General features: G+C 50.2%; 21 protein-coding genes and 1 other annotated feature (1 of these 22 only partly in view). Of the genes, 16 read left to right on the top strand and 5 right to left on the bottom strand.

Features of this window, described 5'->3' with window-relative positions; genetic code table 11:
• Positions 1–63 (top strand) — a binding site (T-box leader) (it extends 199 nt beyond the left edge of the window).
• A gap of 77 nt (positions 64–140) precedes the next feature.
• The 4 genes from MKZ24_RS08740 to MKZ24_RS08755 all read left to right on the top strand — a co-directional run bounded on the left by MKZ24_RS08740 (position 141) and on the right by MKZ24_RS08755 (position 4,065).
• The gene (locus tag MKZ24_RS08740; RefSeq protein WP_340782150.1) at positions 141–1,844 is read left to right on the top strand and encodes a glutamine--tRNA ligase/YqeY domain fusion protein; all 1,704 of its coding nucleotides are present in this window, start codon (positions 141–143) and stop codon (positions 1,842–1,844) included.
• Positions 1,845–1,917: 73 nt separating this feature from the next.
• Complete coding sequence (locus tag MKZ24_RS08745; RefSeq protein WP_340782153.1) at positions 1,918–2,121, top strand: hypothetical protein; 204 nt, start codon at positions 1,918–1,920, stop codon at positions 2,119–2,121.
• A 356-nt stretch (positions 2,122–2,477) separates the two neighbouring features.
• Positions 2,478–3,773, top strand: a complete 1,296-nt coding sequence (locus MKZ24_RS08750) for an Nramp family divalent metal transporter (protein WP_042243574.1) — start codon at positions 2,478–2,480, stop codon at positions 3,771–3,773.
• 88 nt (positions 3,774–3,861) lie between these two features.
• On the top strand, positions 3,862–4,065 hold the full coding sequence (locus MKZ24_RS08755; protein WP_042239847.1) for a hypothetical protein: 204 nt from the start codon (positions 3,862–3,864) through the stop codon (positions 4,063–4,065).
• A gap of 253 nt (positions 4,066–4,318) precedes the next feature.
• Here MKZ24_RS08755 and MKZ24_RS08760 read toward each other — a convergent pair whose 3' ends face one another.
• The 3 genes from MKZ24_RS08760 to MKZ24_RS08770 form a co-directional block, all read right to left on the bottom strand.
• Entirely contained in the window at positions 4,319–5,635 is a 1,317-nt protein-coding gene (locus MKZ24_RS08760; protein ID WP_042239846.1) for an ABC transporter substrate-binding protein, read from the bottom strand.
• A 115-nt stretch (positions 5,636–5,750) separates the two neighbouring features.
• Positions 5,751–6,587, bottom strand: a complete 837-nt coding sequence (locus MKZ24_RS08765) for a carbohydrate ABC transporter permease (protein WP_042239845.1) — start codon at positions 6,585–6,587, stop codon at positions 5,751–5,753.
• A complete protein-coding gene (locus tag MKZ24_RS08770) occupies positions 6,587–7,477 on the bottom strand; it encodes a carbohydrate ABC transporter permease (protein ID WP_039300685.1) in 891 nt (296 codons plus the stop codon). The genes MKZ24_RS08765 and MKZ24_RS08770 overlap by 1 nt, the downstream gene beginning before the upstream one ends.
• Before the next feature lie 191 nt (positions 7,478–7,668).
• On the opposite strand from MKZ24_RS08770, the gene MKZ24_RS08775 reads away from it, so the two are divergent.
• The 3 genes from MKZ24_RS08775 (at position 7,669) to MKZ24_RS08785 (ending at position 12,291) form a co-directional block, all read left to right on the top strand.
• Positions 7,669–9,492 carry a sensor histidine kinase gene (locus MKZ24_RS08775; RefSeq protein ID WP_340782160.1) on the top strand — a complete coding sequence of 608 codons (1,824 nt, stop codon included), beginning with the start codon at positions 7,669–7,671 and terminating at the stop codon, positions 9,490–9,492.
• 112 nt (positions 9,493–9,604) lie between these two features.
• A complete protein-coding gene (locus MKZ24_RS08780) occupies positions 9,605–11,185 on the top strand; it encodes a response regulator (protein ID WP_340782163.1) in 1,581 nt (526 codons plus the stop codon).
• 101 nt (positions 11,186–11,286) lie between these two features.
• The gene (locus MKZ24_RS08785) at positions 11,287–12,291 is read left to right on the top strand and encodes an HD-GYP domain-containing protein (RefSeq protein WP_340782166.1); all 1,005 of its coding nucleotides are present in this window, start codon (positions 11,287–11,289) and stop codon (positions 12,289–12,291) included.
• Between the two features lie 17 nt (positions 12,292–12,308).
• Here MKZ24_RS08785 and MKZ24_RS08790 read toward each other — a convergent pair whose 3' ends face one another.
• The gene (locus MKZ24_RS08790) at positions 12,309–13,454 is read right to left on the bottom strand and encodes an N-acetylmuramoyl-L-alanine amidase (protein WP_042239837.1); all 1,146 of its coding nucleotides are present in this window, start codon (positions 13,452–13,454) and stop codon (positions 12,309–12,311) included.
• Positions 13,455–13,678: 224 nt separating this feature from the next.
• Between MKZ24_RS08790 and MKZ24_RS08795 the strand changes: the two genes are divergently transcribed.
• From MKZ24_RS08795 to MKZ24_RS08830, 8 genes are all read left to right on the top strand, one after another.
• On the top strand, positions 13,679–14,680 hold the full coding sequence (locus tag MKZ24_RS08795; protein ID WP_042239835.1) for a TIR domain-containing protein: 1,002 nt from the start codon (positions 13,679–13,681) through the stop codon (positions 14,678–14,680).
• 4 nt (positions 14,681–14,684) lie between these two features.
• Positions 14,685–14,912 carry a hypothetical protein gene (locus MKZ24_RS08800; protein WP_052416752.1) on the top strand — a complete coding sequence of 76 codons (228 nt, stop codon included), beginning with the start codon at positions 14,685–14,687 and terminating at the stop codon, positions 14,910–14,912.
• A 128-nt stretch (positions 14,913–15,040) separates the two neighbouring features.
• The gene (locus tag MKZ24_RS08805) at positions 15,041–15,397 is read left to right on the top strand and encodes a response regulator (RefSeq protein WP_042239834.1); all 357 of its coding nucleotides are present in this window, start codon (positions 15,041–15,043) and stop codon (positions 15,395–15,397) included.
• A gap of 24 nt (positions 15,398–15,421) precedes the next feature.
• Positions 15,422–15,880 carry a chemotaxis protein CheX gene (locus tag MKZ24_RS08810; RefSeq protein WP_052416751.1) on the top strand — a complete coding sequence of 153 codons (459 nt, stop codon included), beginning with the start codon at positions 15,422–15,424 and terminating at the stop codon, positions 15,878–15,880.
• Between the two features lie 41 nt (positions 15,881–15,921).
• Positions 15,922–18,336: an ATP-binding protein gene (locus MKZ24_RS08815; protein WP_340782176.1), complete on the top strand. Its 2,415-nt coding sequence runs from the start codon at positions 15,922–15,924 to the stop codon at positions 18,334–18,336.
• Positions 18,317–18,634: an Hpt domain-containing protein gene (locus MKZ24_RS08820; RefSeq protein WP_042239830.1), complete on the top strand. Its 318-nt coding sequence runs from the start codon at positions 18,317–18,319 to the stop codon at positions 18,632–18,634. Before MKZ24_RS08815 ends, MKZ24_RS08820 begins: the two co-directional genes overlap by 20 nt.
• 15 nt (positions 18,635–18,649) lie before the next feature.
• Positions 18,650–21,160, top strand: coding sequence for a sensor histidine kinase (locus tag MKZ24_RS08825; RefSeq protein ID WP_340782180.1), 2,511 nt, complete (start codon positions 18,650–18,652; stop codon positions 21,158–21,160).
• 32 nt (positions 21,161–21,192) lie between these two features.
• On the top strand, positions 21,193–22,266 hold the full coding sequence (locus MKZ24_RS08830) for an HD domain-containing phosphohydrolase (RefSeq protein ID WP_042239827.1): 1,074 nt from the start codon (positions 21,193–21,195) through the stop codon (positions 22,264–22,266).
• A 65-nt stretch (positions 22,267–22,331) separates the two neighbouring features.
• Here MKZ24_RS08830 and MKZ24_RS08835 read toward each other — a convergent pair whose 3' ends face one another.
• A complete protein-coding gene (locus MKZ24_RS08835) occupies positions 22,332–23,018 on the bottom strand; it encodes a response regulator transcription factor (protein ID WP_042239825.1) in 687 nt (228 codons plus the stop codon).
• 164 nt (positions 23,019–23,182) lie between these two features.
• Between MKZ24_RS08835 and MKZ24_RS08840 the strand changes: the two genes are divergently transcribed.
• Positions 23,183–25,204, top strand: coding sequence for a chemotaxis protein CheA (locus MKZ24_RS08840; protein ID WP_340790105.1), 2,022 nt, complete (start codon positions 23,183–23,185; stop codon positions 25,202–25,204).

Genomic DNA, 25,204 nt, shown 5'->3' on the forward strand with positions numbered 1-25,204 from the left:
TGAGATTAATATGGCGACATATTAATAAACCTGGGGTGGTACCGCGAGAATCTCGTCCCCAAGACTACAGTCTTGGAGGTGAGGTTCTTTTTTGTTGTCCCGTGAGGGCAGGTATCACCAATATACAGGAGGAGATCAGAATGACTGACGTTAATGTGAATGAGAGTGAACCGGCCGTGCCGGAGAATTATATGGATAAGCTGATCAGAGAAGACGTGGAGGGCGGAGTCTACAGCAGGGAGATCTGCACAAGATTTCCGCCGGAGCCCAATGGGTATCTGCATATCGGCAGTGCTTTTGCCATCCACACGAATGTTGAGATTGCCCGTAAGAATGGCGGCAGATTCCATCTGCGCTTCGATGATACCAACCCGCTGAAGGAGGATATGGAGTATGTAAAAGCTATTACCGAGGACATGGAATGGCTGGGCTGCAGCCCGGGAGAGCATATCTATTATGGCTCTGATTATTCGGAGGAAATCTGCCGCAGCGCAGAGGAACTGATTCTTAAGGGGAAAGCTTATGTCTGCGACCTGACTCCGGAGGAAGTAACGTCCTACAGGGGGACATTAACCGAACCTGGTAAGGACAGTCCGTACCGGGACCGGTCGCGGGACGAGAATCTGCGGCTGTTCCGGGGGATGCGTAATGGAGAATATCCTAACGGTGCAAAGGTGCTGCGGGCCAGAATCGACATGTCTTCGCCCAACATCAATCTGCGCGACCCGGTACTCTACCGGATCATTCATGCAGAGCACTACCGCACGGGGGAGGACTGGTGCATCTATCCGATGTATGATTTTGCTCATCCGATTCAGGATGCCATTGAAGGGGTAACGCATTCACTCTGCTCCATTGAGTTCAAGGATCACCGGCCGCTGTATGAGTGGGTGCTTAAGGAGCTGAATATTCCTGAACCCCCTAAGCAAAGGGAATTCGGCCGGGTGAATCTGACGGGAGTGGTCACGAGCAAACGGTATCTCCGGGCGCTGGTTGCCGGGAAGTATGTGGACGGCTGGGATGATCCGCGTCTGCCTACGCTCCGTGGACTGCGTAGACGCGGATTCACGCCGGAGAGCATCAAGGATTTTGTCCGGGAGATCGGGATGGTCCGCAATACGGCAATGGTCGATTTCTCGCTGCTGGAGCACTGCGTAAGACAGGATCTTAAAGCGAAGGTGCCGGCTATCATGGCCGTGCTGAATCCGCTGAAGGTTGTGCTTGCCAATTACGAAGCCGGGGCTTCTGAATCTCTTAACATTGAGTACAACAGTGAGAATCCCGCGCTCGGCACAAGAGACGTTCCATTCTCCGGCACACTCTATATCGAGCGGGAGGACTTCATGGAGATACCTTCCAAGGGCTTCCGCAGACTGACGCTTGGCGGTGAAGTACGGCTGAAGGGTGGGTATTTCATCCGCTGCAATGAAGTGATTAAGGATAAGGAAACTGGTGAGATTGTCGAGCTGCGCTGCACCTATGATCCGGATACGAGAAGCGGGAGCGGTTTTGACGGGCGGAAGGTAAAAGGAACCATCCATTGGGTGTCCGCTGAGCATGCGGTCAAAAGTGATGTGTATCTGTACGAGAAGTTGCTTGTAGACAATGAAGGGCCGAAGGAGGAAGGGGAGACCTGGGAAGCGTACATCAACCCGGATTCTGCCACTTTGCTAAAGGATTGCTTGCTGGAGCCGCTTGCGGATAAACCACAGCCCGGGGACAAATTTCAATTCCTGCGTCACGGTTATTTCTGTATCGACAGCAAGCACAGTTCTGATCACAGGCTGGTATTCAACAGAATTGTTCCGCTGAAGGACACCTGGAAAGGGAAAGCAGAAAAATAAGCTTCAACACAGTTTCTCCACAAACGGCGGCTATACTGATGGCAGTACCTTGAATCCCGGAGGAGGAATAACCATGAATTGGTCCTGGCTGGTTACATTGATCTGTCCGCTGATGATGATTCTCATGATGTTCGGAATGCCCGGCATGCGCGGCAAACATGGACATGGAGGCCACTCGCGGAAGCAGTCGGATGTGGAGAAGCTGCAGCAAGAGCTGAATGAACTGAAGCTGCTGAATGAACAGATGCGCGCTGATATCCAAAGTATTACCTCTTAAGCAGTGTGGATCACACTGGAATGCCCGGCGGGCGAGAGTCAGGATTAACTCCTGAAGCTCGTCCGTTTTTTTGTACGCTGTGACAGATGCATTTTAGTTTGCGAAGCAGCGGGCGGGGTAATGACTTCTTAGGCTGGAGCATCACTTTGCCGCAGGTTTGCACATAATATATTTTTGAGCATCTGGGCGGATATCGTGTGTATTAATCAGGATGCCATTCCGGATGAAAAATCCAATGAAAATACATTTACATTTCTCAATTAGCAGATTATAATGAAAACAAATCAAATGTTGCATCAGGGAAACTTTCGTGTATATAGACAACTTTTTCCGGGCAAGAGGAGGGATAGAAAATGATGGAGCAAAATACAGCAGTAGAATCATCCCCTATACTAAAAGGACATACTAATAAACATTCGGCACAATCGGTGCTGAATGGAGATGTCAAAGGACTGAAGAGACTCCTTCCTTTCTTGGGCCCGGCTTTTATCGCTTCTGTAGCGTATCTGGACCCCGGCAATTTCGCCACTAATATTACTGCAGGCTCGAAATACGGATATTTGTTATTATGGGTTATCTTTGCCTCGAATCTGATGGCTGTCCTTATTCAATCCTTATCCGCCAAGCTTGGCATTGCCACCGGTAAGAATCTGCCTGAGGTAGCCCGGGAGAAATTCCCGAGGGGCGTGTCCATCTTCCTGTGGATTCAGAGTGAACTGGTTATTATCGCTACTGACCTGGCGGAATTTATCGGGGCAGCCCTTGGACTATACTTGCTGTTCGGTATACCGATGCTGCCCGCTGCGCTGATTACCGCAGTAGGATCTTTCGCTATTCTGGAGCTCCAGCGGCGCGGCTACCGTACCCTGGAGGCCGGAATTGCCGGGATGGTGATGATTGTTGTTCTGGCTTTTGCATTCCAGGTCATTATGGCGAAGCCCGATGCGGGCAGTGTAGTTGCCGGAATGTTCACTCCAAGATTCGAAGGTGTGGACAGCATCCTGCTGGCTGCCGGAATTCTCGGCGCGACGGTTATGCCGCATGCGATTTATCTGCATTCCTCGCTGACCCAGAGCCGGGTCGTCGGGATCGATGAGCGGGAGAAGAAACAGATCTTCCGGCTGGAATTCATCGATATTCTGATTGCCATGCTGATTGCCGGTGCCGTGAATATGGCCATGGTGGTTGTAGCTGCGGCGTTGTTCTTCAAGAATGGTCTGGTCGTTGAGGATTTGGATGTCGCCTTCGAGCAGTTCCGCAATCTGGCAGGACCGGTTACCGCCATCTCCTTCGGCCTCGGCCTCCTGATCGCAGGTCTGTCGAGCTCGTCGGTCGGTACAATGGCTGGTGATGTGGTCATGCAAGGCTTCATTAATAAAAAGATCAATCTCTACCTGCGGCGGGCGATTACAATCATTCCACCGCTGACCATCATCGCCTTCGGGATTAACGCTACTAGTGCACTGGTGATGAGCCAGGTCGTCTTGTCCTTCGGGATTGCCTTTGCCCTCATTCCGCTCGTGATCTTCACAAGCGACCGCACAATCATGAAGGGGCTGGTGAACCACCGGATCACCACCCTCCTCGGCTGGATTATCTCGGCTCTGGTAGTGTCACTAAATTTGTTCCTGATTGTTGAGATGTTTGTGTAACTGCTGTAAGGTCATTAATGTTTTACGCTGTGAATCTTCCTTCAAAAGGGTCGTCCCAAAGCCATGAACGATGGCTTGGGAGGGCCTTTTGTTATTTTTGCGTAGAAGTGCTACTGAATTCGGGGAAGTGGCGAGGGATGAGGAAATGAAAGGGATAAATCCCTTTGAATTCGCTGTAGGCGGGTATTTGGAGGAAATGAAGGGGATAAATCCCTTTGAATTCGCTGTGGGCGGGTATTTGAGGGAAATGAAGGGGATAAATCCCTTTCATTTCGATGGAAGTGGTCTTTAAGATTGTAGAAACTCCCCCTCTTAAACAGCGGAGCGGACGGAATGATTGTGGAAAAGCGGAGCGGTCGCCTTTGTATCCGGATTTTCACCGTAAAGGGGAATAAATAAAATCTGGATACAAGAGCGATTGGAACAACGTTCCGTTTGCGGAGCGTGCTCTAAAGTGCCAACGTAAATCCTGCTCTAAAACAAATATAAAAAAGAGGCACCCAAGCCATTTTGGCTTTGAGGCACCTCTTGCTTTTTATTAGTTCCTATTGCTTCACAATATCCTGCACAGCCTTATCCAGACTCTCCAGCAGCTTATCACGGTCAAGCTGTCCGCCGAGATATTCCTGCATCGCAGCGCCGAAGCCCTGGGTTACACCGTCAGGGAACATATCCCAGTTCCAGCCGAGGGCGGTAGCGGATTTCTCCTGCACGGCAACGGCAACCTGGCCGATATCTGCTGCGTCGGCAGCAACGTTAGTTTCAGCCGGGATGAACTTGAATTCCTTGGTCAGATACTTCTGGCCGGTTTCGGAAGAGACGAGCCAGTTCAGGAAGGCTTTAGCTTCTTCCGGATGCTCGGATTTGCTGTTCACCACATAGTTGTTAGGTACGCCTACAAGGATAGTGCCTTCTTCGTCGCTGATCGGAAGCGGGAGGAGGCCCAGATTCAGGGCAGGATCGATTTTGTCGATATCGCCTTGCGTCCAGTTACCCTGTAGCATCATCGCGGCTTTGCCGGATGCGAATTCCGCAACCTGGGTAGCATAGTCGGTAGTCATCTTGTTATCCTGGGCATTGTCGAAGATCACATCCACCAGATCCAGCCACTGCTCGAATACGGCGTTGCCTTTGATCGTCTGCGTACCGGCTTTGACATCATCAATGAACTGCTTCGGATCAGGCTGGTGGGCCAGACCTACGTTCACAAGGTGAATCCCCATCGACCACCACTCATTAGTGGCTTCAAACGGTGTGATGCCGGCGGATTTCAGCTTGGCTGCCGCATCTTTCAATTGCGGGAGGGTCTTAGGCTCTTCCGTAATGCCGGCTTTGGCGAACAGATCCTTGTTGTAGATTAGTCCATAGCCTTCTACGTTCATTGGCATACCATAGAGCTTGCCGTCCACGGTTGCCGGCGTTTTGGCGGTTGGGATCAGATTGGCGGCCCAAGGCTCATTGCTCAAATCAGTGGCGCGGTCCATATAAGGTACGAGGGCAGTATAACCGCCGTTATTGAAAATTTCCGGTTCAGAGCCGGAAGCAATCTCCGCTTTGAGCAACGCGCCGTAGTCTTCACCGCCGCCATGCGTTTCCACTTCGACCTTCACACCGGTTTCTTTCTCATATTCTTCGGCGAGTGCGTTCAGCTGCTCGGCAATTTCAACCTTGAACTGGAACATTTTGATCGTAACATCCTTGGCAGGTGCCTTGGTTGCTTCCGGTGCTGTGGTTTCGGTTGACGCATTAGGAGCATTGGTTGCGTTTCCATTGCCTGCGGAATTCGTATTGCCGCTATTCCCGCAACCTGCGATAATAAGTGTGCAAACGGTTGCGATAACGAACGCGAACTTTCTTTTCATAGAATAACCTCCCTGGTCTGTGTTTCCTGCAACTAGATCGTAATCCAAATGAGAGTGGACTTACACTTAATATTTTGCTCGAAAAAGTGGATATTGTTGCAAGGGGATCTCGCGATCATCCCTTAATGGAGCCTGTGGTTACACCTTCGACAATATAACGCTGCAGGGACAGGAAGAATATGAGGATAGGCGTAATCGCCATCACGAGACCCGCAAGGGCCAGATCCCACTTCTTGGTGTACTGCCCGAAGAACTTGGTCACTGCAACCGGCAGGGTCGTCAGATCCTTATTTCCCCCGATGACGAGCACCGGCAGCAGATAGTCATTCCAGATCCACAGCGTGTTAAGGATAATGACCGTTACAATAATCGGCATGAGCAGCGGGAACACAATTTTGAAGAATACGCCGTACGGATTGGAGCCGTCCACCCGCGCCGCTTCCTCCAGCTCAAAAGGCACTGTCTTAATGAATCCGTGGAACAGAAACACCGACAGCGGCATTCCGAAGCCGAGATAGCAGGCCACGATCCCGTATAATTCTCCGCGAAGTTCCAGAATACTGGTCACACGGACTAATTGCAACATCAGCGACTGGAACGGAATGATCATCGCCGAGACCAGCAGCAGGAAGACGAAGGAATTGAAGCGTGTCGGCTTCCGTACAATCTGATAAGCGGCCATCGAACTGAACAGGACAATGAAGATTACGCTTAAGACAGTGATTTGCAGGGAGCTGAAGAAGGCTTGCGGGAAGTCAATGGCATTCCAGACCTTCGAGTAATTATCCCAGTGGAACACCTGCGGCCAGGAAGCGGCGTCGATCAGGATGTCCTTAAGCCCTTTAACCGAATTGCTTAGCACCAGGTAGAAGGGGGATAAGAATATAATAGCCAGAAGTATGGAGATGATCTCTAGAACGAAGTTTCTGGGCCGGTATCTGCTGCTGTTCATTACGCCGACACCTCTTTTCTTTTGGTAAGCCAGACCTGTGTGACCGTGATCAGTGAAACAGCCGCGAAGAAGAGCAGCGCTTTGGCCGTACCGAGGCCATAACGGTTGTTGATCAGCGCTTCCGCATAAATGTTATAGGCCAGTGACTGGGTCGAGGTCCCCGGTCCGCCTTTGGTCAATGACAGGTTGAGATCGAACATCTTGAACGCGTTAGAGGTTGTCAGGAACAGGCAGATCGTAATCGCCGGCATAATCAGCGGGACATAGACACTCTTGAACAGCTGCGGGGCACGGGCGCCGTCAATTTTGGCCGCTTCGACCAGATCCTTCGGGATACCTGCCAGCGCCGCGATATAAATGACCATCATATACCCGGCAGTCTGCCAGACGAATACAATGACCAGACCCCAGAATCCAGTGCTGGGCGTACCCAGCCAAGGCAGCTGGAAGAACGAAATCCCGGTAAGCTCGCCGATCGTGGCGAAGCCTTTGGTGAAGATGAACTGCCAGATGTAGCCGAGCAGAATACCGCCGATCACATTGGGCATGAAAAAGATGGTGCGCAGCAGCTTCTTCGTCTTCAGCGTCGTCATCAGAATGAAGGCAAGCAGCAGCGCCAGTACATTGGCGGCCACTACGGAGATTACGGTGAAGCGGAGCGTAAAGAGCAGAGACTCCCAGAACTTATCGTCGTTCGTAAAAATCCGTCTCCAGTTGGCCGCGCCGGTCCAGACCGCTTTGTCCAGATCGAGCCCGTTCCAGTCGGTGGAAGAGTAGTAGAAGCCGAGGAAGAATGGAGTGACTACAATGGTCAGGAAAAAGAGCAGACAGGGGCCGAGAAATACGATTTGCTGTCCCCAGCCTCGTTGCAAGCGCAGAGCTTTTCTCATATGGAATCTCCTTTGTATAATATTTCTACGTGTTCACAGCTTCATTATAGAAAGCCCGGGCCATCGCCAACACTCAATTTGATGATGAGAAAAGTGGATTATATTGCAGCCGTGTTGCTTCCGGAGCGAGTTTTGCTGCAAGGTTATATCAGAGAAGCGGTTCTTCCGCAAAACTTACAGGAGGTTCCCCCATGTTCAGAAACAGTATCCGGACGCGGCTGATGGCCTTAGTGCTGCTGGCGTCAGTGATTCCGTCAGGCATATCCGTTACCTTCTCCTATCTCTATACCAAGCAGTCAGTTACGGAGCAGTCCGTGAAGCAGAATACGAAGCTGCTGACGCTGGGGGAAGCGAATCTCAGCAGTTACTTCAGCGGGATGAATCAGCAGGCGATGTCGCTGTACAGCGGGATTAATGTTCCCAGTTCTTTCTATACCCTACTACTTACCGCCAAAAGCAATGAACATGTACCTGATGGAACGATTGTGCCGGATACCCGCGCCGTGATCTCCACCCAGCTGTACAATCTGTTCCTCTCCGACCGGAATACCTTCCAGATCCATCTCTACGTCAGAGCGGCCCGGCAGTCCAATCTGCTGCTGGGCGGACTGTTCCGCCGGGAAGATAATGCGGATTATGCCAAGGCGGAGCATCCTGAGGGGACCTACCGGCCATACATCGAAGTGACGCATATGGATCATCAATACGGCGTGAAGTCCGGCTTCCCCAATCTGAAGCCGGGGAGCGTTCCGGTCTTCACTGCGCATTTTCCCATCTACCGCACGCCCAGCGACAGTGTATTGGCCGATCTGTCGATTGATTACAGCCTTGAAGAGCTGGAGGGCATCGTCAAATCGATGTACAATTCGGACACGGAGCGTCTGTATGTGCTGAATGAGCAGGGAAAGGCCTTGTTCACTTCTGATCCGGACTGGGTGGGTAAAACGGTTGAGACCGGATGGAGCCGTCTTCCCGAAGACAGTGACAGCGGGCATTTCACCTGGAAAAAGGACGGCTTCCAGGGTATTGTCATGTACAAGCATATCAAGGACCCACTCTTCAGCGGCAGCATCATCAAGCTGGTGCCTTACGAGGATCTGTATGGTGATGCGAGGATCATCACCCGGTTCAATATGGGGATCGGGCTGCTGTTTCTCCTGATCGGGGGAATCAGCGCGGTCCTCATCTCCATCGGCTTTACCCGGCCGATTAAGAAGCTGATCAACTTCACCCAGAAGGTGCAGATCGGCCAGCTGGATGCGCATATGGATGCCGAACGGGAGGATGAATTCGGCCTGCTGACCCGCAAGATCACCGGCATGACCCGGACCATCAATGACCTGATCGTTAAGGAATACCGCCTGGAGCTGGCGAACAAGACGAATCAGCTGAAGGCGCTGCAGGCTCAGGTCAATCCGCATTTTCTCTACAATGCCCTGCAGTCCATCGCCAGCTTGTCCTTGCGCTATAATGCGCCGAAGGTGTATGATCTCATCTATTCCCTGGGCAGCATGATGCGCTATTCCATGAATACGGAGCGGACGCAGGTGCCGCTGCGCGATGAAATCGAGCATGTGCAGAATTATGTGATTCTGCAGACGGAGCGGTTCGGCGAAGAGAATCTGCGCCTGGAGATTCATGCGGCGGAAGCAGCGCTGGAGACGGTCCTGCCCAAGATGATTCTCCAGCCGATCGTGGAGAATATCTTCAAGCACGGCTTCGCGGACGGAATCCGCGAAGCCGTCATCCGGATAGACTGCAAGCTGGAAGGGCAGTCCCGGCTGGTTCTTGCCGTCAAGGATAACGGCAAGGGGATTAGCCCGGAACGGCTGGAGGAGATTACAGCCGGACTTAGAAGCAGCGGCCGGCCTGAGAACGAAGAGATCGGCCTGTATAATGTGCTGGCCCGCCTGCGGCTGCAGTTCGGCAGCGGGGCGGAGATGCAGCTGCATAATGAAGAGGGTCAAGGGGTTACGGTTACCCTGATTATTCCGCTGGAGGGGCCAGGCGAATAAAGCCATCTTCCCGGAGAGACAGTTACAGTATGAATGTTTAACGCGATGAATTATTGATTATAGAGTGATAAATGAAGAAGGGTGCAAACATAACCGAAAGGAGCGGCTGGAAATGAAGGTGCTGATTGTAGATGATGAGAAGCATGTGCGGGAGGCCATCCGTTATTTTGTTCCTTGGGACAAATATAATATCTCCGCGATATATGAGGCTACCAATGGTCAGGAAGCGACCCGGGTGATGCAGGAGCATCAGCCGGCGATCGTATTCACGGATATGCGGATGCCGCTGATGGACGGAGCCGAGCTGCTGGAATGGCTGCATAAGCATTATCCGAATACGAAGACCATTGTCATCAGCGGGTATCAGGATTTCAATTATGTGAAGCCGGCCATTGTCTACGGCGGGACTGATTATCTGCTGAAGCCGCTGAACAGCAAGCAGCTGATTGCCTCGGCGGAGCATGCCTTTAAGCTGTGGATGGAGGAGGAGGCGGTGCGGAAGCAGTCGCAGCGCCAGAATATGCAGCTGAACGTGCTGCGTCCGCTCTACTGGGACAAGGTGCTGTCCGATCTGGTCTACGGGCATGCCTCCTTTCAGGAGCTGAAGCTGGCGCTCAGCGAAGAGCTGGGGATGCCGATTGGAGCAGCCTCCTGCAGAGTGGCTGTCATCTCGATGCAAGGTGCAGACTGCCGTCTGCTGCAGAGATTTCATGGCGATGTGGCGCTGACGGCTTTTGTGCTGGCCAATGTCTGCAATGAGGTTATGGCACCAGACTACAGCGGCTATGCCTTCCGCAGCTGGCAGAGCGGGGGGGAGCTTGTGATTCTGTTGTGGAATGCTGTTCAACAGGCGGAGACGGTACTGAACGGAGTGAATGAATCGATCCGTAAGGCGTATGGCGTCCAGGTGGATATCGGGCTCAGCCTGCTGAACCCGTTGCCGGAGGGGCTGCAGCCTGCTTTTGCCCAGGCACGCCAAGGGCTGGAGGAACGGAATCTTCTTCAGCGTGATGGACGGATACATCTCTGTAGAGCAGATGGGGAGGAGAGTGGGCCTGAAGAAGACTACGCCCTGGATATGGAGCTCGACAAGCTTAGAATCGCGGTATTGTCGGGTGATCTGGAGCGGATGGAGCGGGTTGTGGAGGAATGGGCGCGGGAGCTTGCCGGGTTACCGCTGCTTACTGAGAGCAGCTTCCTCCATCAGCAGGAGGAGATCTGTGCTGTTCTGAAGCGCTGGCGGCCGGAGGAGGAGATCAGCCTAGAACTATGTTATGACTCGCAGGGGCTGTTCTCGGTGGAGAACTGGGAGAGTCAGCTTAAGGCTCTGCTGCAGCGCCTGTCCAAAGGCAACTCGCAGGCTCAGGGCAGCAGACTTGTGCTGGAGATCAGAGAGTACCTGAACCAGAACTATACGCAGGAGATGACGCTGCAGCATATTGCGGAACGCTTTTTCATCAGCAGGGAGAATGTCTCCCGCAAATTCAAGCAGATCACCGGGGAGAATCTGTCGGATTATTTAACCAGTCTCAGAGTGGATAAAGCGAAGACGCTGCTGCAGAATACGAATTTGCGGCTATCACAGATCGCGGGGCTGGTGGGCTATGAAGATGAGAAATATTTCAGCCGTGTCTTCAAAAAGTCCACCGGAATGACTCCGCGGGAGTACCGCAAGCAAGAGGAGGAGGGCTAATGGAAGGCCCAATTACCTTTCAACATTTTCCAGCGTTAAACCGATAATAGCTATATGGGCAATTTATATATTGTTTCGGTTATCTGGGAGGGCTGGAAGGTATGGACAACTATCTGGGAAGAACAATTAAGAATGATCTGATCAATGCGTACGGAGTTACAGTTATTCCTGCCAAGAGCAAATTGAATGTTGAACACCTGGAGCTCATCCGCAAACAAAGAATTGATGTAATTGACATTATATTTATGGATGAAGCCGAGCAGGCGCCCCCTTATCAGCAAATGGTAAATAGTGTAGTGGATAGCTCGAAAGAACTGTTTGAATCTTACAGAATTTCACGGAAAATCCAGTTAGCGGATATCCGGAAGGATGTCGTTCCGGTTATTCAGGAAATTTCCCGTAATCCTGATATTTTTGCTTTGTTCAGTTCGGTTCAAGGCAAGGATGATTATACATACCAGCACAACGTTGGAGTCGGTGTACTGTCCACCCTGATCGGCAGATGGTTACATATGAATGAAGCGGATCTGTCCGTGCTGTCCACGGCAGCTACCCTGCATGATGTCGGCAAGCTGAAGATTCCTAACGAGATCCTGAACAAGCCCGGCAAGCTGACGGAAGAAGAATTCAGTCTGGTGAAGAAACACACGATTTACGGCTATGAGATGCTGAAAGAAACCACCGGAGCCAATTCGCGCATCACCCTGGCGGCTCTGCAGCATCATGAGAGAAACGACGGCAAGGGATATCCGCTGGGACTTAAGGATGAACAGATTGATTCCTACAGCAAAATAATAGCCGTTGCCGATATTTTTCATGCTATGTCCAGTAAACGCCCCTATCATGAGGCTATGCCGTTCCATATGATTGTTGATCAGATGAGAAGAGGCAGCTTTGGCGCACTGGACCCGCATATTGTTTCGGTTTTTCTGGAGAACATTGTGAAGCGGACTGTTGGCCGTGAGGTAGTATTAACCGATGGCCGGGTCGGTGAGATCGTCTATCTGAATCCGCATGATATCGAAACTCCGCTCATCCGCATTAACGATGAATATATCGACCTCAGCAAAATAAAAGAACTCAATATCCGGGAAATCACTATCTAATTTCAGATGACTTCCTTTCAGTATTGATAATAATCAGCCAGCCCCTCGGCGATAGCCTGTGCAGCCTTCCGCTGATAAGCGGCTTTGCGGACAATCGACTCGTCGTATGGATTGCTGAGGAACCCAAGCTCTATAAGGGCTGCGGGAAGCGGATTTTCCCTCAGAATATGATAGTTGCCGAAGGAGAGGCCGTTGCTCCGGAGGCCGATTCCTGCGCCAAGCCGGGTTTCAATCGCCCGGGCCAGCCGGAGATCATTCTGCTCCGAATAGAAGAAGGTCAGCGTGCCGGAGACATTCTTCGGGGAGGAATTATAATGGATGCTTACAAAAGCATCCGCCCCTAGCTGCTGCCCGAGCTGTACCCGCCGGGAGAGCGTTGGCTTCTGGTCTCCACGGGTACGGGTCAGCTCTACCCGGGCCCCTTTGGCGGTCAGGTAATCCCGGAGATATAGGGAGGTCTGCAGGGTAAGATCCTTCTCCATCGTGTCATAGGTCGTGCCGAGCATACCGGGGTCACTGCCCCCATGACCGGGATCGACGACAATCAGCTTGCCGCGGATGCTGCCGGATTTCCTTATTACACTGGTGTTCTGGGCATTTGAACTGGCAGTGCTTAAGTTCGGGACGCTTCCCCCGGCAAGGTACTGGGTGGATACCCAGCCGGTAGCTCCTCCGGCTGTACGGATTCTTGACCATCCGTCCTGGCGGAGCAGAATGGTAACGGCATTCCCGGACTGCAAAGAACCGACTACCTCATAGCTGATTCCCGGGCCTCCCCGGATACGCAGGGAAGAGGCGGTGACAACAGCCGTTCCGCTGGAGGTGGAGGAGGTCTTAACGGAGGTGCTGGCGGATGAGGCGGATGAGGTTCCAGCAGAGGCAGCTCTGCTGGTCCGCTTCAGATAATACCCGGCGACCCATCCGGATACAGATCCGGCCCTCACTTTGAGCCAGCCATGCTGCTCCTCCGTGACTGTAACGACGTCTCCTCCCGCCAGAGAGCCGGTAATGGCTGCGCTTGCGGCAGGCTCACTGCGAACATTCAGGGAGTTCGCGTATACTTTGGCTGTGTAGGTATCTGCAGCGTGGGCAGCAGAAGACGGCAGCGCATATGGTGTCAACAGACAGGCTGCCAGTACGGCGGTATGTAATATTCTTTTCATATAAAGCCTCTTTTCCCGGATAGATAAATTTCTATTACCCGTTTCATCGGCCGGAGAACAATAATTAATTAAAATTAAGAATAATTATGATTCGTTTATACATATAACAACGACAATTCACACTACGGGATCTCGCTGTTTAATATAACTGGCAGCCCTATTCCTTAGGGGGAAATGTCTGTATAATTATTACATATTGGGGAAACAGATAAAGGAGTGCCGCCGTGATCAGACCTAGATTATTCATTGGATCCTCCAGAGAATCCATCCGCTACGCCAGGGCCATCCACGAGCAGCTGAAGCGGACTGCAGAAGTTCATCCTTGGTATGCTGCTGCTTTCCGGCCGAATGAATATACGATGGAGGCGCTGGAGCGGAATCTGGATATCAGTGACTTTGCCGTATTCGTGTTCTCGCCTGATGATGTGGCCCGGATCAGGGGTAAATATTATTATGTAACCCGTGATAACACCCAGTTTGAAATGGGTTTGTTCTGGTCCAGATTACGGCGTGGCCGGGTCTTCTGCCTGCTGCCGGATCAGGTACCTTCGCGCAGCGATCTGATTCCGGGGGAGAACGTGGAAGAGTACCACCTGTTGTCCGATCTGTCGGGGCTGACGCCGCTGGAATACGAGTGGCAGCATGAGAATGTTACAGCGGCGGTGGATGTCAGCTGCGGCAAGATTATCGACAGCATTCAGGGACAGGGGATGTACCATGATCCGGCTGTTGAGCTCCAGCAACTTAGAGCAGAGCTTAGGCGAAAAGAAAGTATCCTTCACTTCTTTTGGCAATATAATAATAATGTGACGCCTCCCCAGCCGGGTGAGAACTATCAGGCGCTTAGCGAAGCCGTCCGTAATTCATTCATACCTCCGGAGGATTGCCGGGTGATCGGAGCCGCCATGTGGCGGGCCGAAGAGGGGGAAGGCCTGAAACAGGTGGGCGGCAATGTAGGCCGCGGGCATATCTATCCGTTCTCGACCTCCGAAGACGGAAGCGGAAAACCGGGTGTGCTGGATGCTTATTTGGCTAAGGAATGGACTTTCTTACAGCGTACGGAAGTTGCGGAGGTATATATCCTATGCTATCCTTTAGGGGAGAACCACGTGATTTCTGTACATTTCTCCGGAAGCGGGGGATTATCGGCAGAGGATCTTACAGCAGTGGTTGCCTATAACCGTGATTTGTTCCGTACCGTCAATCATCTAGTGGAAGGGGACTGACAGGATGAAGAATATGAAGAATGCAGTTAGTGTCTCTAGTAGCGTCCGCCGGTCTGCGGGCGGTAACGGTAACAGTGCGGGAGGCAAAGGCCGTTCCAGACGCAAATCCGGCACCAAGCTCTCTCCATCCGCGCTTAATGTATATTTAGCGCCTTCTCTGGAGGGCGGAGACGACGAGTACAAGAAGCTGGTCAGCGGCAAAGTTGATAATAACAAGCCATCATTCGCATAAATAGACAGAGGGCCTCAGCTTTCGCTGAGGCTTTTTTTTATTTTTTTTTCATAATTTCGTCATGTTCCTATTAGGAATGCAATATAGAATCATCCCTATAGAAACTAAAACAGATAGGGAGTGCTGATATGGCGAAAATATTGATTACCGATGATGCGGCCTTCATGCGGCTGATGGTGCGCTCAGCACTGGAGTCCAAGGGCCATGAAATTGTGGGAGAAGCAGTTAATGGAACGGAAGCCATCAGAGTGTACCAGCAGACGAGGCCGGATGTAGTAACTATGGATATTACTATGCCGGATATGGATGGGGTAACGGCCGTAAAAAATATTATCGCGATTGATCCCAAGGCCAAGATTATTATGTGCAGTGCCATGGGACAGACCGTTATGGTTATGGAGGCCATGAAGGCCGGGGCGAAGGATTTTGTGGTCAAACCGTTTCAGGCAGACCGGTTATTACAGGCCGTAGAAAATCAATTGTAAAAAGAGAGAGGAGATGCCGATAATATGCATATACAGTCCGGATATCTAGACATCGTTATTGCAGGGATACAAAAAGTGCTGGTCACCCACTTGGGTTATGTGTTTCGTGCAGGTTCGCCTTCTGAACAGCTGGCTTTTGTAAATACGGATAAAGTATCGGTTATGGTAGGGATGACAGGCGATGTCCGTGGTGAGATCATACTCAGCATGGACGATGAGGTCCTGAGGAGCATTGTGAGCACTATGTGCGGTTTTCCTATAGAGGTCATTGATGACATGGGTTGGAGTGCGTTTGCAGAGTTCGGCAACTGGGTAGGCGCTTCCTGCTGTTCGGCGTTCAATGAGCTACATATGAATACGAATATCACGCCTCCGGTCCTCCATGAAGGAAAAGGCAGCCTGCGCACTAGCAGTACCTTTATCAGCATTCCGATATTTGCAAGTGAATTGACGATTATGGCGCATATCAGTCTGGGTGAATAATGAGTGCGCACAAGGCGGTTAACTGGTGGGGAGAGCTGTTCATGAATCAATTGAAGATGTTGCGCTTGTACACCGGCTTGTCATTAATATGTGTCCTGGTCATGGGACGGCTGGCACACTGGATGAATCCGGCTGACCCCAGCCCGGATGCCGTTGAAGTGACTGTTTTGATAATCGGAACCCTGCTGATGGCGGGTTCTTTCCTCTCGAAGAGAATCAAGGCGACTTCTGAACCGCTGTTATTTGCCTACCTTTGGTTTATATCTTCAGCCGCCTTTATTTCCTTGATGCAGTATCATTACGATTCCATGCTTCTGATTACGATCCTGATGATGTATTTTGTTATCAGTCAGACCATCACTTCCCTCGGCAGGTTAAGAGTCTATATGGCCTTGATCTTGTCTGAGCTGATATTGTTTTTGTTCTTTACTGGAGACCCGAAGCAGACGAGTTTTGCTATTATGCTCTTTCTTGTAGCTAGCATCGCAATCTATCTGTCCACAGGAAAGCGCTTGCAATTGATCAAGGAGTATCAGGAGACTGAAATAGCCTTACGCCATTCTGTTGCAGAGAAGAATCTCTATGAACGGGCCGTGCATGATGTGGGAACTGGAGTTATTATTGCAGAGGCCTTGCCCCACCGGCCGATTATTTATGTGAACCAGGCATTTACACAGATCACCGGTTACACGCTGGAGGAAGTGTTGGGCCGCAACTGTAACTTTTTGCAGGGTAAGGATACGAGTCTTGAGCATATTGCGGACATCCGCAATGCCCTGAATCAGCACTCGCGGGTACAGCTCGAGATTCTGAATTACCGCAAGAATCACGAACCTTTCTGGAATGAGCTTGTCATTACCCCACTTAAGGACGAGGGCGGGAAAGTAACCCATTTCATCGGAATTCAGACGGATGTGACCGAAAGGCAGCAGTTAATGCAGAGTGAGCAGCAGGCAAGGACCATGCTGGAACAGGTGCTTAGGTCATTAAAAGACGCAGTGATGGTATTGCGTACTGAGCAGCTTGAGCTGCAGCCTGTGATGATGAACGAAGCAGCACGCGAAATTTATGAGAATGTAGACCGTTCCTTCATTTCACATCTGGATGCCTACAAAGAAATTATTCTTGGAATCATGTCAGGAGATCATGCCAAAGAGCTGGAAGTAGAGCTTCAAATTAACGAAGAGAAGCGCAGTTACCGAATTGTGATCAGCAGGCTTAAGGAGCTGGTGATGCTAACTTTAACTAACATCACGGCTCAAAAGGATAATGAGCGCCAGCTGCTCCTGAACAAAGAGGTGCTGGAATCTACCAATGATGCAAAGGATCAATTCCTGGCGTTGATCAGCCATGAGTTCCGCACTCCGCTGAATTCAATTCTCGGGATCGTGCAATTACAGGATGAGAACGGGCTTGGCCGGGAAGAGGTTCAAACCTTAAGACACTCTTCAGAGCATCTTTTATTCCTAATTGAACGTGTACTGGACTATTCCGCTATGGAGAATGGTGAAGTGCATATTGAGGAGCGGCCTTTCAACCTCCATGAACTGATAATTACTCTATCTGAGAATTACCGGGAAAATATGAAGCACAAATCACTGGAATTCCATTTGAAAACAGGACTGCTGCCCAATGTGCCGGTGATCGGGGATTCCCGGAGGGCTGTGCAAATCATTAGAACGCTTCTGGATAATGCCGTGAAGTTTACGCCGCAGGGATCCGTGGAAATATCAGTGGTTGTCCGTCCGCTCCGGGAGCCGTCCAAGGTGCTGCTTATGATCCGTATTACAGATACAGGAATTGGGATTCCCGAGGAGGCCGCAGAAGAGATCTTCCAGCCGTTCTTCCAGATCGATCCCTCCTCTACCCGGAAATATGGAGGACTCGGGATTGGGCTGGCCTACTCGCGTAAGCTGACAGAACTGCTGGGTGGAAGGATATCGTATCAGAGCAAGCCGGGAGAAGGAACATCCTTTGAAGTGAGGCTTCCTCTGAAACTGGAATCTGCTGAGGATTCCACTGCACTCTTTGGGCGGAATCTGCGGTTGCTGCTGGCGGAAGACAATATCGACAACCAGAATCTATTCTTGGCATTTATGAGAAAAAACAACTGTAGCGTAGATGTGGCTGTGAATGGTGCAGAAGCAGTGAAGATGTTTACTGAAGGTTATTACCATATAGTCTTCATGGATATTCAAATGCCTGTGATGGACGGTTACGAAGCGACCCGGGCAATCCGGAATTGGGAAGCGGACGAACAGCTCAAGCCCACGCCGGTTATTGCTCTGACCGCTCATGCCTTTGAGGAGCACCGCAGAGCCTCTTCAGAGGCCGGATGTACAGATTTCCTGGAGAAACCGATTTTTATAGAGCCATTATTTCAAATGATCCGGCGGTATGGAGAAGAAGAGTTAACGGGGGGGGCAGGTCATCTCTATGGATCAGACACCGATTAAGGTATGGGTCGACGAGGATATTGCCGAACTGATTCCCGGTTATATGGAACGCCGCAGGGTGGATCTGGTTATGATCTCCGAGGCATTGCAGGTTGAGGATTTTGAGAAAATAATGGTAATCGGCCATTCTATGAAAGGCAGTGGAGGAGGCTATGGCTTTCCCTTCATCTCAGAAATTGGGCGGGAGCTGGAAGGGCATGTAGTGCTGAAAAATGCAGAGGGCATTATCTTGTGCCGGGATCTGCTTGAATATTATATAAGGCATCTGGATATTTTGGTGAAACCAAGCGAGCGCTAGGAAACGGGGTACAGCATGAAGAGAGAGAAACCGATCTCCTTATTTCAATGGATATGGAAATCTTATATTAGAACTTCAGTTATTCCGTTAGTGCTGGTGGAATTAGTTTTTATCGGAATCTACTTTGTGACGAATGAATGGTCAAGGGAACGACAGACACTCAGTATGAAGAATGAAGTGTTAAACGAAATTCGGATTGTGGCTTCACAGGAATCTGCAATTATTGATAGTGAGACCCGGAGAATTTCATCTCTTACAGTGTTATACAGCGATTCTATCGCCCATGCGCTGAATCAGGAGATTCCGGCTTCGGAAGAAAACCTGGAGCGGCTGGTAATGAGCCCGGAGGGGGCCTATTATTCCAAGGCAGACACTACTAGCGGCGGAGCGGCCATTTTTTACAGCGGAATAAACAAGGTTGGGGCTCAGCAAAAAAACAAGGTGAAACGGCTGCTGCCGCTGCAGCCGTTTATGAAGTCTATCATTGCCAGGGAGCCCCTTGCGGCCGCTGTATATTTTAACACCTATGACTCCTTAAATATCATCTATCCCTATTTCGATGTGATGACTCAATATCAATCCCAAATGAATATTTCTGAGTTTAATTTCTATTATGAAGCGGACGCTGAGCATAATCCGGAACGGAAGGCGGTCTGGACAGATGCCTATCTGGATCCTGCAGGAAACGGCTGGATGGCCTCCTCGATTGCTCCTGTATACAGGGGAAATGTGCTCGAGGGGGTAGCGGGTATCGATGTTACGATTAACACATTCAGGGAAGAAATTCAGACTATGGATATCCCCTGGAAGGGGCTCGGCTTGCTGGTGAGCAATAACGGAACCATTCTTGCTATGCCGGACCGGGCGGAACAATTGTTTGGCATTCAGGAGCTTACTTCACATAATTACCAGGAGGCGGTCAAGCAGGATACCTTCAAGCCGGATGAATTCAATCTGTTTGCCCATAAAGACCTTCAGGCGATAGCCGTTGATATTGCGGCAGATAAGCAGGGTTTAAGCGAAGTGAGAATAGACGGGCAGAAGCAGATGCTTGCCTGGTCAACCATGGAGAACACCGGATGGAAATTCATAATTCTGGCCGCTGAAACGAATATATTTGCTGTAACCAACCACCTGAATCATGAGCTGTTTGAGATCGGAATGTATATGATTCTGGGGCTGTTTTTGTTCTATATTATTTATTTTGCCATCCTGAACTGGCGGAGCCGGGTCATGAGCGGAAGAATATCAGAGCCTCTCATGGAAATCAATCGAATAGCCATGGAGATTGGACAAGGGCGGTATCATCAAGAGATTCCGGAGATCCATGTCACTGAGATCAGGGAAACCGCTGAAATATTGTCCCAGGTTGGCAGCAGGCTTGGGGAAGCCTATAAGTCAAGCTCGGAAGCGAAGGATGCGCTTGAAGACCGCGAAGCTAACATGAATGCTATGATTCAATCCATAGACGATATGATTGCAGAGATTAACGAGACAGGTGTAATCGAGAAGGTCTGGTCCATCGACAGAAGGTATGATTATGCGATGGCCAAAAGCTTTGAAGGGAAGCATATTGATGCGCTTCTAGACCCGCAGACCACTCTCCGGTTCATGAGCATATTAAGCGAAGTGCTGGCAACCCAGGAAACGGTCGGTATGGAGTATGAGATGGCTAGCAGCAGGGGTACCGTTTGGATGCAGGCACTGATTACCCCTATCAAGCGGAAGAACGAGCCCGTGCGTAAAGTCTGTGTAATCTCCCGTGATATCACGGAAAGGAAGTATATGGAGGAGTCCTTATTCAGCTCGAAGGAGCTTGCAGAGACGGCCAATAAGGCGAAATCCGAGTTTCTGTCCAGCATGAGTCATGAACTGCGCACACCAATGAATGCGATTCTTGGATTTGCACAGCTGCTTGAATATGAGTCTTCCGATCCGCTGTCCGCATCCCAGCAGGAGAACGTGAGAGAAATTATTAAGGCCGGCAAACATCTGCTGCAGCTGATCAGTGAAATCCTCGATTTGACCCGGATCGAATCCGGACGGATGGCGTTGTCTATAGAGGACCTTCGTTTAGGTGATGTTCTGGAGGAATGCTTCACCTGGATGCAACCGATCTGCAGTCAGCATAGTATCGGCTTCCGCAATGAGGCGTTATCCATGTATGAAGAGCTTATACGCTGTGACCGTATCCGTATGAAGCAGGTGCTGCTAAATATATTGTCTAATTCAATTAAATATAATAACCCGAACGGCATGGTCACCGTCAGTGTGCATCATGCGGAAGCCCGTAAGCTTGTGATTGTGGTTAAAGATACAGGTGTCGGAATACGCGAAGAGGATCTGATCCATATATTCGAGCCGTTTCACAGGATCCCCCAAGGGAAGCAAATTGAAGGTACGGGTATCGGTCTTACGGTATCCCGCAGGCTGCTGGGAATGATGGATGGCGAGATTCAGGTCACCAGTGTATTCGGTGAAGGCAGTGTGTTTAAGATTTTGATTCCTCTGGGGGAGGAAGGCTAACGAAATGGTTGCGAGAGAGCGGAGGGTTGTCAATGCTGGTGGCAGATAAGAACCAACGGGAGATCTACAAGCACGGAAAAATTATGATCATTGACGATGTCAGGACTAATACATTATTACTAGAAAAATTGTTCACGATCGAAGGATATCAGAATATTTTTGTCATTCATGATCCTGCGCAGGCTCTTCAGGTTATTGAGCAGGAGGATCCGGATGTACTGCTGCTTGATTTGAATATGCCGGTCATCAGCGGTTTTGATATTTTGGAACTGCTGGAGGCAAGACATTCGCCGTTGATCTCTTCCGTAATTGTCATTACGGCCTATCAGGATTCAGAGTATCTTCACCGCAGCCTGCGGCTTGGCGTGCGTGATTTTTTGACTAAGCCGTTTGATCCAGTGGAAGTCGTGCTTAAGGTGCAGCATGTGCTTCAGGAGAACCTTCAGCGCAGGATGCAGGCGGAACAAACTTTTCAAATAGAGGAACTGCTGCAGCAGCATGTATTTCAGCTTGAGGAGCTTCAGCAGGAGTATGTTCAGCGGCTGCTTCAGGCTATGAAGCAGAAGGACAATGAAACAGGTCGGCATTTACTCAGAATCAGCAATTATGTCTTTGTGCTTGCCAAGAAGTTGGAGTACGAAGAAAGCTATTGCCACAAGCTTAAGCTGGCAGCCGCTCTGCATGATATAGGCAAGCTGGCGATTCCTGACCGTATTCTGCATAAGCCTGGACGATTAACTCCGGAAGAATTTGAGATCATGAAAGAACACACAACTAAGGGAGCGGAGTTGCTGTCAGGCAGCCGGAATGAGATTCTGCTGCTGGCTGAGAGAATAGCGCTGACTCATCATGAGAAGTGGGACGGCAGCGGATATCCGCAGGCCTTACGCGGGGAAGAAATTCCTGTAGAAGGGCGGATTACAGCAGTTTGCGACGTTTTTGATGCACTCACCTCCAAACGGGTCTATAAAGAGGCGTGGAGCAAGGAGGAGGCTTTTGCAGAGATCCTGTGGCAAAGCGGGATGCATTTCGATCCGGCAGTGGTTCAGGCTTTCAGTGAGGTATACAATGAAATTCTGGAAATCCGGGAAACGTGGATAGATTAGTGAAAAGGGCCGGCCTCGGTAGAAAGAACAGAGGGCCAGCCCTTAGGTGTGGATAGTGCGGTAATTCAGACGACAAATTTATACCCGATCCCCCAAATCGTCTTGATCAGACGGTGATCGGGATCGATTTTTTTACGGATGTTTTTAAGATAGACGGTTACTGTGTTGATATCCCCATTGTCTTCATAACCCCATACTGCAGTATAAATCTGCTCTCTGCTTAGTACAAGATTCTTATTGCGGACCAGGTGGAGCAGAATCTCCAGTTCTTTGCCCGATAAATGAACGGGTTCACCCTTTATAGATACCTCATACGTTTCACCGTTAATGGTTAGATCCTCAAACTGGAATACCCTCTGGTTCGAAACGGCAGGCTTGGCTAGCCGCATTTCCCTCCGGAGATGGGACTTAATCCGTGCCGTTAACTCATCAATGCTGAAGGGTTTGGTAATGTAATCATCTGCACCAAGCTCCAGTCCGACCACTTTGTCAATCTCCCGGTCTTTTGCGCTGAGCAGCAGAATGGGAGCGTTAACATGATCACGGATGGCCTTACAGATATCAAGTCCATTCATGGAAGGCATGATAATATCAAGAACAATTAATGCGAAATCATACAGTTTGACCTGCCTAAGCACTTCCTGTCCCTCGGAAACAGTAACTACCTCGTAGCCCTCAATCTCCAGACGTTTTTTCAGAAGAATTAATATATCGCGGTCATCGTCTACCACAAGGATTTTAGGCTTTACCATAGTTGGATTACCTCCAAGAAAAGGACTCATATCTATGATTCTATCATAACTTATTCAGATTTTATTATATTTACATCACATTATGTCTAGATTTGTTTGATAAAACTAGATTGTAAAGGAAATAAGGGATGGTTTCCCTGGGAATGTGGTGGTCTTGTTTGGATATGAACCAGTTTATGGATGTTTTTATGGAGGAAGCAGACGAACAAATTCAGATTATGGAGGAAAAACTACTTCTTCTTGAACAGGGTGATTGCGACAGTGGAACCATCCAGTCCTTATTCCGCGCAGCACATACTTTGAAGGGTTCTTCTGCGGCCATGGGCTTTGATCCGGTTAAAAATGTAACACATGAGATGGAATCTCTGCTGGATTTAATCCGTAACGGGCAGTTGAAGCTGGAAAATGAATTAGTTGTTCTCCTCATTGATAGTTTGGATACGATCAGACAATTAAAAGATGACATTGCTTCTGGCTCTGCCGGGACGGAGATTTCGGGGATTATCGGGCGTATCGTTCATTTCCGCAATAACGGCCCGGTGGCACAGCTACCTGTATCAGCGGACCCTGCATATAGCGAGATTCAGGAGAAGCCGCTGCAATCCGCTCTGAATCTGGATGAACGTTATCATTGTCTTGAGGGCAAAGAACAAGGGAAATCGATACTGGCTGTAGAGGTCATTCTGGAACAGGATTGTCTGATGAGGGCGGCCCGGGCTTCAATCATCCAACAGCGCATTGCCGATCTTGCAGAGATTGTGAAGCAGAATCCTCCGATAGATGACAGTGCTGCGGAAGCGGATGAGACCTCCTTCGCCAAGCTGGAATTCCTCCTCATTACGCATCTGCAGGTTGAGGAGCTTCACAGGAAGATTGCCTCTCTGGTTGAGGTAGCGTATGTCCATATACAGGCTGTTCTGATGGAGCAGGAGGATGAATCGTCTGGTGCTACCGCTACAGTGCAGCTGACCGCAAATTCACAGGTTCCCGATAGTGCTCAGACGCAGGATCGTAAAAGAGCCCGTTCCATCCGGGTAGATGTAGAACGCCTTGAGCATCTGATGAATCTAGTGGGAGAACTTCTGATTGACCAGGTTGGGATCAAGCAGGCCGGCCAGAATCTGAATCAGCGTTACCGTACCGACGAGGCTCTCCCGAAGCTGGTTGGGCAGACCGATCACCTGGGGCGGGTTATACATGAATTGCAGGAGCAGGTAATGAAGATCCGAATGCTGCCTGCAGAGCAATTGTTCAGCCGTCTGCCCCGGATCGTAAGGGACTTATCGAAGCAGTTGGGGAAAGAGGTTGATCTGCAGCTGCTTGGCGGAGAGACAGAAATGGACCGGACCGTCATTGAAGAAATAACGGATCCGCTTATACATTTGCTCCGAAACGGAGTGGATCATGGAATCGAATCCGAAGAAGAACGGTTACGCAACGGGAAACCCCCGAAAGGGATATTAACCGTACAAGCTTGCCACGAGGGTAATCAGGTGGTAATCCGGGTGAAGGATGACGGAGGCGGAATTGATCCTGAGGTGATCAGGCGGAGCGCAGTGAAGAAGCAGATCCTTAGTGAAGAGGAAGCAGCTGTACTAACAGAGCGCGAGGCTGTTCATTTAATTTTCAAGCCTGGATTCTCTATGGCGGCTGTAGTCAGTGACATCTCCGGGCGTGGTGTCGGAATGGATATCGTCCGCGATCATATTGAGAAATTGAATGGTGTAATCGACATCCGGAGTGAGGTGGGCAAGGGAACGGAGTTTCTGATCCGTCTGCCGCTGACGCTGGCAATTATTCCGGGGCTGCAGATCAAAGTCAACGGCACAAGTTTTATTCTGCCTATGTCTAATATTCTGGGGATTATCCGGCTGAAGCCGGAGGAGATCGGTTACATCCGGAGACAGCCGATTATCAACCTGCGGGGGGAAGTCCTTCCGTTGACAAGTATGCAGGATGTGCTGGGCTGGGACAAACCCTATCAGGAAAAAGTGTATCACCAGGTTGTCATTATCGGCATGGCCGAGAAACGCATCGCCTTATTAGTGGATGAGTTGAACGGGAATGCGGATATTGTGGTAAAGTCCATCGGCAAATACATGGGAAGAACCAAATGCGTTACGGGAGCAACTATTCTGGGAGACGGCAGAGTTGCATTGATTTTTGATATCGGTTCATTATTCTAA

Source organism: Paenibacillus sp. FSL R7-0297 (genome assembly GCF_038009025.1).
Lineage (GTDB): Bacteria > Bacillota > Bacilli > Paenibacillales > Paenibacillaceae > Paenibacillus_AQ.

Bases quoted from the DNA above. Each gene is read 5' to 3' on its own strand.
- MKZ24_RS08825 (WP_340782180.1), top strand. From the start codon at position 18,650: ATGAAGAGAGAGAAACCGATCTCCTTATTTCAATGGATATGGAAATCT.
- MKZ24_RS08780 (WP_340782163.1), top strand. From the start codon at position 9,605: ATGAAGGTGCTGATTGTAGATGATGAGAAGCATGTGCGGGAGGCCATC.
- MKZ24_RS08800 (WP_052416752.1), top strand. From the start codon at position 14,685: ATGAAGAATATGAAGAATGCAGTTAGTGTCTCTAGTAGCGTCCGCCGG.
- MKZ24_RS08765 (WP_042239845.1), bottom strand. From the start codon at position 6,587: ATGAACAGCAGCAGATACCGGCCCAGAAACTTCGTTCTAGAGATCATC.
- MKZ24_RS08820 (WP_042239830.1), top strand. From the start codon at position 18,317: ATGGATCAGACACCGATTAAGGTATGGGTCGACGAGGATATTGCCGAA.
- MKZ24_RS08805 (WP_042239834.1), top strand. From the start codon at position 15,041: ATGGCGAAAATATTGATTACCGATGATGCGGCCTTCATGCGGCTGATG.
- MKZ24_RS08815 (WP_340782176.1), top strand. From the start codon at position 15,922: ATGAATCAATTGAAGATGTTGCGCTTGTACACCGGCTTGTCATTAATA.
- MKZ24_RS08740 (WP_340782150.1), top strand. From the start codon at position 141: ATGACTGACGTTAATGTGAATGAGAGTGAACCGGCCGTGCCGGAGAAT.
- MKZ24_RS08790 (WP_042239837.1), bottom strand. From the start codon at position 13,454: ATGAAAAGAATATTACATACCGCCGTACTGGCAGCCTGTCTGTTGACA.
- MKZ24_RS08770 (WP_039300685.1), bottom strand. From the start codon at position 7,477: ATGAGAAAAGCTCTGCGCTTGCAACGAGGCTGGGGACAGCAAATCGTA.
- MKZ24_RS08830 (WP_042239827.1), top strand. From the start codon at position 21,193: ATGCTGGTGGCAGATAAGAACCAACGGGAGATCTACAAGCACGGAAAA.
- MKZ24_RS08840 (WP_340790105.1), top strand. From the start codon at position 23,183: ATGAACCAGTTTATGGATGTTTTTATGGAGGAAGCAGACGAACAAATT.
- MKZ24_RS08775 (WP_340782160.1), top strand. From the start codon at position 7,669: ATGTTCAGAAACAGTATCCGGACGCGGCTGATGGCCTTAGTGCTGCTG.
- MKZ24_RS08785 (WP_340782166.1), top strand. From the start codon at position 11,287: ATGGACAACTATCTGGGAAGAACAATTAAGAATGATCTGATCAATGCG.
- MKZ24_RS08750 (WP_042243574.1), top strand. From the start codon at position 2,478: ATGGAGCAAAATACAGCAGTAGAATCATCCCCTATACTAAAAGGACAT.
- MKZ24_RS08810 (WP_052416751.1), top strand. From the start codon at position 15,422: ATGCATATACAGTCCGGATATCTAGACATCGTTATTGCAGGGATACAA.
- MKZ24_RS08760 (WP_042239846.1), bottom strand. From the start codon at position 5,635: ATGAAAAGAAAGTTCGCGTTCGTTATCGCAACCGTTTGCACACTTATT.
- MKZ24_RS08745 (WP_340782153.1), top strand. From the start codon at position 1,918: ATGAATTGGTCCTGGCTGGTTACATTGATCTGTCCGCTGATGATGATT.
- MKZ24_RS08835 (WP_042239825.1), bottom strand. From the start codon at position 23,018: ATGGTAAAGCCTAAAATCCTTGTGGTAGACGATGACCGCGATATATTA.